Source organism: Dokdonella fugitiva, assembly GCF_004342425.1.
Classification (GTDB): Bacteria; Pseudomonadota; Gammaproteobacteria; order Xanthomonadales; family Rhodanobacteraceae; genus Dokdonella_A; species Dokdonella_A fugitiva.
On sequence record NZ_SLWQ01000011.1, the window covers coordinates 48,400 to 61,756 of the forward strand.

Sequence of the window (13,357 nt, forward strand, 5' to 3'; positions counted from 1 at the left end):
GCATGGACGCAGGCACCGGCGAGGCCGGCCGCAGGGACGGCGGCCGGCCCGTCAGTCGGCGTCGACCGCGTGCGCGTGCTCGCGCGTCGCGGCGAACGTGACGCCGGGCCAGCGCTCGGTCGCGAGCTGCAGGTTGACCCGCGACGGCGCGAGGTAGACGAGTTCACCGGCCGCGTCGATCGAGAGGTTCATTGCGTTCTTCTCGCGGAATTCCTCGAGCTTCTTCGCATCCGCGCAGCGCACCCAGCGCGCGGTCGCGACGCCGACGTTCTCGAACGCGGCCTCGACGCCATACTCGTCCTTGAGCCGGTACGCGACCACGTCGAACTGCAACACGCCGACCGCCCCGAGGATGAGGTCGTTGGACATCAGCGGCCGGAAGAACTGCGTCGCGCCTTCCTCGGACAACTGCGCCAGACCTTTCTGAAGCGCCTTCATCTTGAGCGGATCCTTGAGCCGCGCGCGGCGGAACAGCTCCGGCGCGAAGTTCGGGATGCCGGTGAACGAGAGCGCCTCGCCCGCGGTGAACGTGTCGCCGATCGAGATCGTGCCGTGGTTGTGCAGGCCGATCACGTCGCCGGGGTAGGCGGTCGCGACGATCTCGCGGTCCGACGCCATGAAGGTGAGCGCATTGGCGATGCGCACCTCCTTGCCGGTGCGCACGTGCAGCATCTTCATGCCGGCGTCGTAGCGGCCCGAGCACACGCGCAGGAACGCGACGCGGTCGCGGTGCATCGGGTCCATGTTCGCCTGGATCTTGAACACGAAGCCGCTCAGCGTTTCCTCCTCCGGCGCGACCTCGCGCGAGGTGGTCGAACGCCCGCGCGGCGAGGGCGCATGCTCGACGAAGAAGTCGAGCAGCAGCTGCACGCCGAAATTGTTGACCGCCGAACCGAAGAACACCGGCGTCAGGTGGCCGGCGCGGTACGCATCGAGATCGAACGGATGCGAGGCGCCGCGCACGAGTTCGAGCTCGTCGCGCAGCTCCGCCAGTGCCTCCGCGCCGATGCGCTCGGCCAGCCCCGGATCCTCGAGGCCCTTGAAGATCGTCGAGTCCTGGCGCGTGAAGTTGCGCCCCGCCTCGAAGATGTGCACCTCGTCGAGCAGCAGGTGGTAGACGCCCTTGAGGCGCGAGCCCATGCCGATCGGCCAGGTGATCGGCGCGCACGGGATCTTCAGCACCGACTCCACTTCATCCAGCAGCTCGATCGGCGCGCGGCCTTCGCGGTCGAGCTTGTTGATGAAGGTCATGATCGGCGTGTCGCGCAGGCGGCACACGTCCATGAGCTTGATCGTGCGTTCCTCGACGCCCTTGGCGCAGTCGATCACCATCAGCGCGGAGTCGACCGCGGTGAGCACGCGGTAGGTGTCCTCGGAGAAGTCGGCGTGGCCCGGCGTGTCGAGCAGGTTGACGATCTTGCCTTCGTACGGGAACTGCATCACCGACGAGGTGACCGAGATGCCGCGTTCCTTCTCCAGCGCCATCCAGTCCGACGTCGCATGGCGCGCCGCCTTGCGCGACTTCACCGAGCCGGCCATCTGGATCGCCCCGCCGAACAGCAGCAGCTTCTCCGTGAGCGTGGTCTTGCCGGCGTCGGGATGCGAGATGATCGCGAACGTGCGGCGACGACGGGTTTCGATGAGGTGGTCGGGCATGGCGTGAAGGGGTGTTGCGGGCAGCCCGCTAGTTTATCAGGGGTCGCGGGGGCGCGTTTCTTCCCTCTCCCGCGTGCGAGAGGGGAGGGTGAGGGGGCTTCTGCTTCTGTGCGTTGTTCTTCATTGTCCTTGAGCAGCAGGCAAGGCTTCTTTCGCGACAACCGGCCCGCGTCCGTGCGTGTTCGTCCCGCATCCCCGCCGGGCCGGCTACTTTCTGTGACTCCGGGCATCCTGCCCTCCGCCCTTCGGGCCAGCTGCGCTGTTCGCGCCGCTCCTGCGCCGCAGTGCTTGCCCAAGAGAAAGTAACCAAAGAGAAGGGCACCCCGGGTGGCCCGGTCAGCGGGCTTCCTTGCCCGCTGACTACGCGAGCGGTCTACGGGGTTCGTTGGCGACACATCCTTGTGTCGTCAACGAACGCGCGCGCTTCCTGCGCGCGCCCCTGCTGGCTTTTCCTCCGCCCGCTCGCCGGGCAGTGAGCGCGCCTACGGCGCGACGCCGCCAGGCCCATATGGCGATTTTCGATATAGGACGTATAGACGTCTAAATGTCTATTGACGACGCCGGGTCGCGTCGCTACAGTGCGCGCCACTGCTCATCAAGACCGGTCGAGGGACAGGCCCGACGACGCCGGGGCAACCAGCGGGGCGGGGATCGCATGATCCCGCGCCGCCGCCAGGTGCCAACTCCCGCGGGGACGCGCGACGCGCGATCCGCCGAGAGATGGGTGGCGCGATGCATGGCCGTGCGGCCGGTGCATGTCGCCTCCGTTTCCGGTTCCCCCGCGGCCGATGGGCGCAACGGAGAACCGCGATGAGCCTGCACGCCGAAGCCCGATCCACCGCCGAATCCGCCGCGGCCACGCTCGCGCTGCACATCGATGCGGCGTTCGATGCCGTGTTCGCGCCGACCGCACCGGACGCGTCGCCACGGCTGCGCCTCGGCGAATCCATCGTGCGCCTGCGGCCGAAGCACGCGCAGGACGTGCGCGACGTGCGCGTGCGCTGGTCGCTGCACGGCGCCGCCGATGCGCCGCTCGTGATCGTGCAGGGCGGCATCTCGGCCGACCGCCACGTCGCCGCGCGCGGCGACGGGCCGGGCTGGTGGGGCGGCATCGTCGGCGACGGTGCGGCGATCGACCTGCGATGTCGGCGCGTGCTGTCGATCGACTGGCTCGCGCGCGGCGAACTCGGCGACGTGTCCGCAGTCACCAGCGACGACCAGGCCGACGCGATCGCCGCCGTGCTCGACGAACTCGGCGAGCGTCGCGCGCACGCCTGCGTCGGCGCCTCGTACGGCGCGATGGTCGGCCTCGCGTTCGCCGCGCGCCATCCGCATCGCCTCGACCGCCTCGTCGCGATCGCCGGCGCGCACCGCGCGCATCCGCTCAGCATTGCCGTGCGCAACATCCAGCGCGAGATCGTGCGCCTCGCCGCGCGCCACGGCGACGTCGCCGCCGGGCTCGACCTCGCGCGCCGGCTCGCGATGACGACGTATCGCGGCGAGCGCGAATTCGCCGAGCGTTGCGCCGCGCCGCCGCGCCAGGCCGACGGCCGCTTCCGCTTCGCCGAGGAAGACTGGCTCGCCGCAGCCGGTGCGCGCTTCGCGCAGCGCTTCGACGCCGAACGCTTCCTCGCCCTGTCCGAATCGATCGACCTGCATGCGGTCGCGCCCGAGCAGGTGCGCGTGCCGACGACGCTGGTCGGCATCGCATCCGATCGCGTCGTGCCGCTCGCCGACCTGTGCGACCTGCAGCGCCGCTGCGGCGCCGCGGCGACCCTGCACGTGATCGATTCGCGCTACGGCCACGACGCGTTCCTCAAGGAGCCCGCCCAGATCGGCGCGCTGCTGCACGAGGCCCTCGGCGCCTGAGACGGATGCGGTCCACGGAACGACCGCATCACAGCGACGTCACCCCCGTCGTCGCTCGCTGCAAGCGGGCCGCAACCGCGGCTCGCCGGATCGCGGAAGGACAGGGTCGTCCTTCCGCGATCGACCCGCCTTCCACCGGAGCCCGCGATGAGCCCCACGCCCTGTACCCGCGCCGTGCGCGCGGGGATCGAATCCGACACGCAGCACGGCGCCGTCGTGCCGCCGCTGCATCTCAGCACCAACTACACGTTCGAAGGCTACGGCCGCAAGCGCGCGTACGACTACTCGCGCAGCGGCAACCCGACGCGCGACCAGCTCGCAGCCGCGCTTGCCGCGCTCGAACACGGCGCCGGCGCGGTCGTCACCGCGAGCGGCATGGCGGCCGTCGCCCTCGTGCTCGAACTCGTGCCCACGGGCGGACTCGTGCTCGCCGCGCACGACTGCTACGGCGGCACCTGGCGCCTGCTCGACGCATGGGCGAAGAAGGGGCGCTTCCGCGTGCGCTTCGCCGACCTTACCGATCCCGCGACGCTCGCGGTCGAGCTCGCTGCCGCGCCCGACTTCGTCTGGGTCGAAACGCCGTCGAACCCGCTGCTGCGCATCACCGACGTGCGCCACGTCGCGCAGGCCGCGCGTGCGGCGGGCGCGCGCTGCGTGGTCGACAACACCTTCCTGTCGCCGGCGTTGCAGCAGCCGCTCGTGCTCGGTGCGGACATCGTCGTGCATTCGACCACCAAGTACATCAACGGCCACAGCGACGTCGTCGGCGGCGCCGTCGTCGCGCGCGATGCCGAAACCGCGCAGCAGCTCGCCTGGTGGGCGAACTGCCTCGGCCTCACCGGCGCGCCGTTCGACAGCTTCCTCACCCTGCGTGGCCTGCGCACGCTGGTGCCGCGCCTGCGCGCGCATGAGGACAATGCGGCGCGCATCGCCGCGCTGCTCGACGCGCATCCGCAGGTGGGCCGCGTCTACTGGCCCGGGCTTCCCGACCATCCGGGCCACGCGCTCGCGCTGCGCCAGCAGTCCGGCTTCGGCGCGATGCTGAGCTTCGAACTGCTCGGTGGCGACGAGGCGATCGCGGCGTTCCTCGACGGGCTCGACTATTTCTCGCTGGCTGAATCGCTCGGCGGCGTCGAAAGCCTCATCGCGCATCCGGCGACGATGACGCACGCATCGATGGCGCCGGAGGCGCGGCGCACGGCCGGCATCGGCGATGCGCTGCTGCGCGTGTCGGCCGGCATCGAGGATGGCGCCGACCTCTGCGCCGACCTCGAGGCGGCGCTCGCGCGTGCCGCGGTCGCGACGCGAAAACAGGTGCGCGCATGAGCGCGTTGCCGAAGCATGCGGCGGCCGTCCGCACGCCCGCCGTGGACGAAGCCGTGCAGGCCCCGCACGCCACTCCGCGCGCACGCGCGCGCACGTCCGCTGCAACGGATGCACGCCACGCGGCGCTCGTGCTGCTCGGCACCGGCGTCGTCGGTGGCACGCTGCTGCGCCTGCTCGCGACGCCGGCCGCCGCGGGCCTGCACCTCGTCGGCATCGCCAACTCGCGCGTGCAGCACGCCAACCCGCGCGGGCTCGTGCCGCTGCAGGCGGCGCGCCTGCTGGAAGGCGCGTCCGCCGTGCGCGACGACGACGCGCTGGTCGCGGCGCTCGCGGCGAGCGGCGCGGCGCAGCGCATCGTCGTCGACGCGACCGCGGCCGATGCGGTCGCCGCGCGCCACGCCGACTGGCTCGCACGCGGCCTGCACGTCGTCAGCGCGAACAAGGCCGTGCTCGGCGGCACGTACGCGGCGTTCCACGACCTGCGCCGCGCGGGCGCGACCGGCAATGCGGTCTACGGCGACGCGGCGACCGTCGGCGCCGGCCTGCCGGTGCTGTCGACGCTGCGGCGCCTGCGCGACTGCGGCGATCGGCTCATCGCGCTCGAAGGCGTGTTCTCCGGCACGCTGTCGTGGCTGTTCAACCACTACGACGGCAGCCGGCCGTTCTCGCACCTCGTGCGCGAGGCGCGCACGCTCGGCTACAGCGAGCCCGACCCGCGCATCGATCTCGCCGGTACCGACGTCGCGCGCAAGCTGCTCATCCTCGCGCGCAGCGCCGGACATGCGATCGACGCCGACGAGGTGTCGATCGAAAGCCTCGTGCCGGAAGCGCTGCGCGGGGTCGACGTCGCGACGTTCCTGACCCGCCTCGGCGAATTCGACGCGACCCTCGAAGCACGCCGTGCCGCCGCCGCCGCGAAGGGCTGCGTGTTGCGCTACCTCGCGCGCATCGACGACGACGGCGCTGCGCGCGTCGGCCTCGCCGAAGTGGAGCCGACGCATCCGGCCGCACGCCTCGCCGGCACCGACAACCTGTTCGCGCTGACCACCACGCGCTATCGCGCCCAGCCGCTCGTGATCAGCGGGCCGGGTGCAGGGCCCGAGGTGACGGCGCAGGCCTTGCTCGGCGACCTGCTCGCGATCCGCGGCCGCGTGGCGCACGCGTAGGCACACAGGGTGCGTTCCTGCCGGTGACATGCGCCGCGTTTGTGCGGGAGCCCGCGAAGCAGGCGCAGTCGAAGCGCCCGCCGTCGAGGCAACGGCGCGTCGATTCCGGGCCTGCGGCCTGCGCTCGGGGCGCACGGATGAACGCCCGTCGCCCGCGCGGTGCAACGGTAGAAGCTCACCCGTGGGCGACCACAGCGTCGCGATGCGCCGAGGCGCGACGGTCGCGCACAGGGTGCGCCTGCAGGTGACAGGCGCCGCGCTCGTGCGGGCGCGGCGGAAGCCGCGATGCTTTTCGTTCCTATTGCTTGCGGATGTCGATGTCGCCGCTGAATGTCTCGAGCTTCACCTGGCCGCTGCCGCTGCCGGTGGTCACTTCGAGGCTGCTGCCGGGGCCGTGCTCGGGTTCGCTCACGGTGCCGAAGTCGCTGCGGATGCGGCCGCTGAAGCTCGACGCATTGACGCGCGCGGACAGGTCGGCGGGCAGGAACAGGTGCACGTCGCCGCTCATCGTTTCCACCTCGACGCGCGCGCCCGCGTCCGGCTTGCCGCGCAGGCTGACGTCGCCGGAGACGGTGCCCGCGGTGATCTCGCGATAACCGGCGTTCTCGGCATCGACGTCGCCGGAGACGGTGTCGAACTTCACCTGGCCACCGAGCCCGCGTGCGCGGATGTTGCCCGACACGGTTTCCACATGCGCGCGCTCGGCGTTGCCGGTGATGTCGATGTCGCCGCTGACGCTGTCGATCTCGACCTCCTTCGCGCTGCTCTCCAGGCGCAGCTTGCCGCTGACGCCGTCGACGTCGAGGCGACGGCCGGCGACACCGCTGAGGGTCACGTCGGCGCTCACCACTTCGATTTTCATCTCCGCATTCTTGGGCACGCGCACGTCGAGCACGCTGTCGCTCATGCGCGTGTCCGCACCCCAGCTGAACCAGCCCTGCCGGTCGGGCGGCTCGACCTTGATGCGCAGGTGGTCGGCGCTGCCTTCGACCGAGAGCTTCTTCGCGCCGTCGCCGAGCGTGCCGGTGATCGACACCTCCGGCTTGTCCCAGCCGCTGACGGTGACCGAACCCTTGACGTTGGAGACGTCGATCTGCGCGGTCGGGCTCACGTCGCGGTGTTCGTTGATCGGCGTGCCCGCGCGCGCGTCGCCGAGGGCGAAGGCGATGGCGAGCGCGAGCGCGGTGGATGCGGCGGCTTTCATGACGAGGCTCCTTGGTCAGCCGGCGCGCGCGCCGTAATGTTCGAGTTTCATGCGACGTGCATTGGTGCGGTTGAGCAGGCTGACCAGGAACACAGCGTCTGGGCGCTGGTCGAGGGCCTGTTCGAGTTCGGCATGAGCGGCATCGAGCACGACCGCGGCGCCGAGGAGGCGCGGATCGCCGCCGGGTGCGCGCGAGAGATCGTGCGCATCGCGCGGCGACACGCGTACCGGCAGCGGGCTCGCGGTGTCGGCGACGAATGCGTCGGCGGCGCGCTGGCGTTGCAGCGTGTACGCGGTGAACCCGCCGGCGACCGCGAGCAGCACGCCCGCCGCGGCGGCGAACGGCAACCAGTGCCGGCGACGTGCCGGGGCGGGTGCCGCGGCCGCGTCGGCGGCGGCGATGCGCGCCGCGATGCCCGGCCAAAGGTCCGCCTGCGGCATCCGCGGCGTGTTCATCTGGCGCAGTCCGCGCTGGATCTCAAAGTCCGTCATACGACCTCCGGCGATCTCCATGATCGCGCTGGGAAAGCGACCATCCCGGCCGCACGCTCACGAAACCTCTCCGAGCATCGCGCGCAGCAGGCCGCGCGCGCGATGCAATTGTGCTTTGGACGAGCCGACCGCCATGCCCAGTTCGCGACCGATCTCCTCGTGCTTCCAGCCTTCCACATCATGCAGCACCAGCACCGCGCGGGCGCGCGGCGGCAGTTTCGCCACCGCCTGCTCGAGGTCCGAGCGCTCGCCGGCGCAGAACGGCACGACCGGTTCGGTCGCGGCCTCGAGCACGTCGCTCTCGACCGCGTCCTCGGGATCGCGGCTGCGCAGGTCCATCAGCGCGACGTTGACCGCGAGCCGATGCAACCAGGTGGAAAACGCGCTTTCATGGCGGAAGCTGTCGAGCTTCTGCCAGGCGCGCACGAACGCTTCCTGGGTGAGCTCCTCCGCGCGCGCCTCGTTCATGCCGCTGAGCCGCCACACGGCGCCGTGCACGCGACCCGCGTGGCGGCGGTACAGGGCCTCGAACGCACGCATGTCCCCGGCCGCAGCGCGGCGCACCAGTTCGGTGTCGGCCGATTCGCTGACAGCTTCGGCTCGGGGCACATCGCTCATCGGCAAGGGCATGGCAAGGCAGGCGTTCATCTTGCCAGCTTGGATGCCCCGGCGGGGCGCAGGGTTTAAGGATTGGCCCGGACGCGGGGCAATCCGTCCCGCGGGCAGGCCGGGACGCAGCTGGACGAGCGGAGGGCTCACCTGCCATGCGTCCGCCCATCCGATGCAGGCGCACGTGCGCGGGTCGGTGACGCCGAGCTCGGCCGCGATGCCGCGGTCGCCCACAGGTGGGCTCCTGCAGGCGTGACGACGCCGTACGCCGCCTATCCGACGTAGGCGCGCCCTGTGCGCGACCGGTCAACGCGCAGGTCGGTGATCACGAAGCGACCCCGATGCCGCGGTCGCCCACAGGGTGGGTTCCTGCAGGCGTAGCGTCAGCCCGCAGCGACCTTGCGCGCAGGCGCGCCCGCATTCGCGAGCGCCGCGGCGACGCGGCGTTGTTCGGCCTTGAGCTTCTCGGGCGTGCGCGCGCCGAACGAGTCGAGGTAGTGGCCGATGTCGGCGACTTCGGCGGCCCAGCCCATCGGGTCGACCTCGAGCAGCGTGTCGAGGGCGGTGCCGTCGATCGCGAGGCCGTCGAGGTGCAGGTCGTCCTTGCGCGGCACGTGGCCGATCGGCGTCTCCTGCGCGCCGACCGCGCCCTTGCAGCGGTCGATGATCCACTCGAGCACGCGCAGGTTCTCGCCGTAGCCCGGCCAGAGGAACTTGCCGTCGTCGCCCTTGCGGAACCAGTTGACGTGGAAGATCTTCGGCAGCTTCGCGCCCGGCTTGTCGAACGACAGCCAGTGCGCGAAGTAGTCGCCGTAGTTGTAGCCGCAGAACGGCTTCATCGCCATCGAATCGCGACGCAGCACGCCGACCGCGCCGGTCGCGGCCGCGGTCGTCTCCGAACCCATCGCGGCGCCGACGAGCACGCCGTGCGTCCAGTCACGCGCTTCGAACACGAGCGGCACGAGCGAGGGCCGGCGGCCGCCGAACACGATCGCCGAAATCGGCACGCCCTGCTTGTCCTCCGCGTGCGGCGACCAGCTCGGGCACTGCTTCGCGGACACCGTGAAGCGCGAGTTCGGATGCGCGGCAGGGCCATTGGCCGCATCGTACGGACGACCCTGCCAGTCGGTCACCGGCGTGCCGTGCGGCAGGCCTTCCCACCACGGCTGGTTGTCGGCGGTGACGGCGACGTTGGTGAAGATCGTGTCGTGCGCGATCGTCTCCATCGCGGTCGGGTTGGTCGAGCGGCTCGTGCCCGGCGCGACGCCGAAGTAGCCCGCTTCCGGGTTGATCGCGTAGAGGCGACCGTCCTTGCCCGGGCGCATCCAGCAGATGTCGTCGCCGACCGTCCAGACCTTCCAGCCCGCCTTGCGGTAGCCTTCCGGCGGAATCAGCATCGCGAGGTTGGTCTTGCCGCACGCGGACGGGAACGCCGCGGCGACGTAGTGCGTCTCGCCCTGCGGGTTCTCGATGCCGACGATGAGCATGTGTTCGGCGAGCCAGCCTTCCTGGCGCGCCTGCCACGAGCCGATGCGCAGCGCATGGCACTTCTTGCCGAGCAGCGCGTTGCCGCCGTAGCCGGAGCCGTACGACTTGATCGTGAGCTCCTCGGGGAAATGCATGATGAAGCGGCGCTCGGGGTCGAGCTCGCCGATCGAGTGCAGGCCCTTGACGAACGTGCCCTCGCGTTCGATGCGCGCGAGCGCCGCGGCGCCCATGCGCGTCATGATGCGCATGTTGGCGACCACGTACGGCGAGTCGGTGATCTCGACGCCGCAGCGCGACAGCGGCGAATCGATCGGCCCCATGCAGTACGGCATCACGTACATCGTGCGGCCCTGCATGCAGCCGTCGAACAGCGCGTCGATCTTCGCGTGCGCTTCGGCCGGGTCCATCCAGTGGTTGTTCGGGCCGGCGTCTTCCTGGTTCTTCGAGCAGACGAGCGTGAGGTGCTCGACGCGGGCGACGTCGGACGGGTTCGAGCGATGCAGGTAGCAGCCCGGGTGCGTGTCCTGGTTGAGCTCGACGAGGGTGCCGTCGGCGAGCATCTCGGCGCGCAGCGCGGCGGCTTCGGCATCCGAGCCGTCGCACCAGCGGATGCTGTCGGGTCGGGTCAGGCGGGCGACGTCGTCGACCCAGTCGTTCAGGGCTTTGAGCTTGCTGGCCATGGTCTCCGGGCGCATGCGCCCCGCGAAAAAGTGTGGAAGGATCGACGGTAGCCCCGGCCCGGCGAGCATGCAAGGCAGGGCGCCGCATCCGGCCGTCCGCGCGGGTCCGGAGCGGGTCTCGGCGAGCCACGCGCGAGGCCGCGTCGGGACAAGGTGTAAACGCTTTCACGGCGTGCGCGTGGCGCGGGGACACGCGGCGGTCGCGACCGATGCCGCGTGGTGCCCGGCTGCGACAATCCGTCGCAGGCGGCAGGCACGAACACCCAGGAGCGCACCCCGTGCGCGACCGTCGCGCCACGGGCATCGCGACGCTGCGGTCGCGCACAGGGTGGGCTCCTGCAGGGGGAACAGCCTCACCGCGACTTCCGCGGGCCCACGTACCGCGCGAGATGCTCCCCCGTCACCGTCGATCGCTTCGCGACGAGCTCGGCCGGCGTGCCTTCGAACACGATCCGCCCGCCGTCGTGTCCCGCGCCGGGGCCGAGGTCGATGATCCAGTCCGCGTGCGCCATCACCGCCTGGTGATGTTCGATCACGATGACCGACTTGCCCGCATCGACGAGGCGGTCGAGCAGGGCGAGCAGGTGCGTGATATCGGCGAGGTGCAGGCCGCTGGTCGGCTCGTCGAGCACGATCGTGCCGCCCTTCCCGCCGAGGTGCGTGGCGAGCTTCAGGCGCTGGCGCTCGCCGCCCGACAGGGTCGTCAGCGGCTGTCCGAGGCTGAGATAACCGAGGCCGACGTCGGCGAGGCGTTCGAGGATCGCGTGCGCGGCCGCGATGTGCGCCTTTCCCGCGCCGAAGAACGCGAGCGCCTCGCTCACCGGCATCGCGAGCACCTCGCTGATGTCCTTGCCGCCGAACTTCAGCTTGAGCACCTCGGCCTGGAAGCGCTTGCCGTTGCATTCCTCGCACACGCTCGCGACGCCGGCCATCATCGCGAGGTCCGTGTAGACGACACCCGCGCCATTGCAGGTCGGGCACGCGCCTTCGGAGTTCGCGCTGAAGAGCGCGGGCTTCACCTCGTTCGCCTTCGCGAACGCCGCGCGGATCGGATCGAGCAGGCCCGTGTACGTCGCCGGGTTGCTGCGGCGCGAGCCACCGATCGAACCCTGGTCGATCGTGACGACGCCGTCGCGGCCGGACACCGACCCATGGATCAGCGAACTCTTGCCCGAGCCCGCGACGCCGGTGACGACGACGAGCACACCGAGCGGGATGTCGACATTCACCTTCTTGAGGTTGTGCGTGCTTGCACCCCGTACCGCGAGTTGGCCGTTCGGTTTGCGCACGTTCGCCTTCAGCGCCGCGCGATCGTCGAGGTGGCGGCCGGTGACCGTGCCGCTCGCGCGCAGGCCCTCGACGCGGCCTTCGAAGCAGACCGTGCCGCCGTGCGATCCCGCGCCCGGGCCGAGGTCGACGACATGGTCGGCGATCGCGATGACTTCGGGCTTGTGCTCGACCACGAGCACGGTGTTGCCCTTGTCGCGCAGTTGCAGCAGCAGCGCGTTCATGCGCGCGATATCGTGCGGGTGCAGGCCGATCGTCGGCTCGTCGAACACGTAGGTGACGTCGGTGAGCGAGGAGCCGAGGTGGCGGATCATCTTCACGCGCTGGGCCTCGCCGCCGGAGAGCGTGCCGGACGGGCGATCGAGCGAGAGGTAGCCGAGGCCGATGTCGACGAACGAATCGAGCGTGCGCGCGAGCGCGTCGAGCAGCGGCGCGACCGACTTCTCCTTCAATCCACGCACCCACGCGGCGAGGTCGCTCACCTGCATCGCGCACGCATCGGCGATGGTGAGCTTGCCGATCTTCGCCGTGCGCGCATGCTCGGCGAGGCGCGTGCCGCCGCACTCGGGGCAGGTCTGGAACGTGACTGCACGCTCGACGAACGCGCGCACGTGCGGCTGCAGCGAATCGATGTCCTTGGACAGCATCGACTTCTGCAGTTTCGGGATCAACCCTTCATAGGTGAGATTGACGCCGTCGACCTTGATCCTGGTCGGCTCCCTGTAGAGCAGGTCGTGCAGTTCCTTCTTCGAATACTTGTTGATGGGTTTCCTGAAATCGAAGAAGCCGCAGCCGCTGAAGATGCGCCCGAACCAGCCGTCCATGCTGTAGCCGGGGATCGTCAGCGCGCCCTCGGCGAGCGACTTGCTCGCGTCGTAGAGCTGGGTGAGGTCGATGTCGCTGACTGCGCCGCGCCCTTCGCAGCGCGGGCACATGCCGCCGAGGCGGTTGAAGGTTTCCTTTACGGTCTTCGTGCGGCTGCCGCGTTCGACCGTGATCGCACCCGCCGCGCGCACCGACGGCACGTTGAACGCGAATGCGCCCGGCGGCCCGACATGCGGCTTGGCGAGGCGGCTGAAGAGGATGCGCAGCATCGCGTTCGCATCGGTCGCGGTACCGACGGTCGAGCGCGGGTCGCCGCCCATGCGCTCCTGGTCGACGACGATCGCGGTGGTGAGTCCGTCGAGCACGTCGACGTCGGGCCGCGCGAGCGTCGGCATGAAGCCCTGCACGAACGCGCTGTAGGTCTCATTGATGAGCCGCTGCGACTCCGCCGCGATCGTGCCGAACACGAGCGAGCTCTTGCCCGAGCCCGACACGCCGGTGAACACGGTCAGGCGCCGCTTCGGGATCTCGACGCTGACATCCTTGAGGTTGTTGACGCGTGCGCCGTGCACGCGGATGAGGTCATGGCGATCGGCGGCGGTGGCGGCGTCCGGTGCGGATTTGCGTGCGGGCTTGCTCATCGGGGTTCGAGTCCGTTCCAGGGGCGGGGTTCGTGGGCTTGATCTTCGCCTCTCCCGCACGCGGGAGAGGCCGACGCGCGCAGCGCGGCGGGTGAGGGGAGAACGGAGCGCAAC

9 protein-coding genes and 1 riboswitch are annotated in these 13,357 nt (G+C 70.5%); of the genes, 3 read left to right on the forward strand and 6 right to left on the reverse strand.

Annotation, left to right across the window (positions count from 1 at the left end; genetic code table 11):
- Positions 1-51: 51 nt before the first annotated feature.
- The gene (locus tag EV148_RS16290) at positions 52-1,656 is read right to left on the reverse strand and encodes a peptide chain release factor 3 (RefSeq protein ID WP_131999914.1); all 1,605 of its coding nucleotides are present in this window, start codon (positions 1,654-1,656) and stop codon (positions 52-54) included.
- 589 nt (positions 1,657-2,245) lie between these two features.
- Positions 2,246-2,383, forward strand: a riboswitch (SAM riboswitch).
- 83 nt (positions 2,384-2,466) lie between these two features.
- On the opposite strand from EV148_RS16290, the gene metX reads away from it, so the two are divergent.
- The 3 genes from metX to EV148_RS16305 all read left to right on the forward strand — a co-directional run bounded on the left by metX (position 2,467) and on the right by EV148_RS16305 (position 6,017).
- Positions 2,467-3,525, forward strand: coding sequence for a homoserine O-succinyltransferase MetX (gene metX / locus EV148_RS16295; protein ID WP_131999915.1), 1,059 nt, complete (start codon positions 2,467-2,469; stop codon positions 3,523-3,525).
- 147 nt (positions 3,526-3,672) lie between these two features.
- Positions 3,673-4,851 carry a cystathionine gamma-synthase gene (gene metB / locus EV148_RS16300; RefSeq protein ID WP_131999916.1) on the forward strand — a complete coding sequence of 393 codons (1,179 nt, stop codon included), beginning with the start codon at positions 3,673-3,675 and terminating at the stop codon, positions 4,849-4,851.
- Positions 4,848-6,017 (forward strand): homoserine dehydrogenase family protein, encoded by a 1,170-nt coding sequence (locus tag EV148_RS16305; RefSeq protein WP_131999917.1) that lies wholly within the window; start codon positions 4,848-4,850, stop codon positions 6,015-6,017. The genes metB and EV148_RS16305 overlap by 4 nt, the downstream gene beginning before the upstream one ends.
- 298 nt (positions 6,018-6,315) lie before the next feature.
- On the opposite strand, the gene EV148_RS16310 is transcribed toward EV148_RS16305, so the two are convergent.
- The 5 genes from EV148_RS16310 to EV148_RS16330 all read right to left on the reverse strand — a co-directional run bounded on the left by EV148_RS16310 (position 6,316) and on the right by EV148_RS16330 (position 13,243).
- Complete coding sequence (locus EV148_RS16310) at positions 6,316-7,221, reverse strand: DUF4097 family beta strand repeat-containing protein (RefSeq protein WP_131999918.1); 906 nt, start codon at positions 7,219-7,221, stop codon at positions 6,316-6,318.
- A 15-nt stretch (positions 7,222-7,236) separates the two neighbouring features.
- Entirely contained in the window at positions 7,237-7,713 is a 477-nt protein-coding gene (locus tag EV148_RS16315) for a hypothetical protein (RefSeq protein WP_131999919.1), read from the reverse strand.
- 57 nt (positions 7,714-7,770) lie between these two features.
- On the reverse strand, positions 7,771-8,331 hold the full coding sequence (locus EV148_RS16320) for an RNA polymerase sigma factor (RefSeq protein ID WP_131999957.1): 561 nt from the start codon (positions 8,329-8,331) through the stop codon (positions 7,771-7,773).
- A 374-nt stretch (positions 8,332-8,705) separates the two neighbouring features.
- Positions 8,706-10,490: a phosphoenolpyruvate carboxykinase (GTP) gene (locus EV148_RS16325; RefSeq protein ID WP_131999920.1), complete on the reverse strand. Its 1,785-nt coding sequence runs from the start codon at positions 10,488-10,490 to the stop codon at positions 8,706-8,708.
- Between the two features lie 353 nt (positions 10,491-10,843).
- Positions 10,844-13,243, reverse strand: a complete 2,400-nt coding sequence (locus tag EV148_RS16330) for an ATP-binding cassette domain-containing protein (RefSeq protein WP_131999921.1) — start codon at positions 13,241-13,243, stop codon at positions 10,844-10,846.
- Positions 13,244-13,357: the final 114 nt, after the last annotated feature.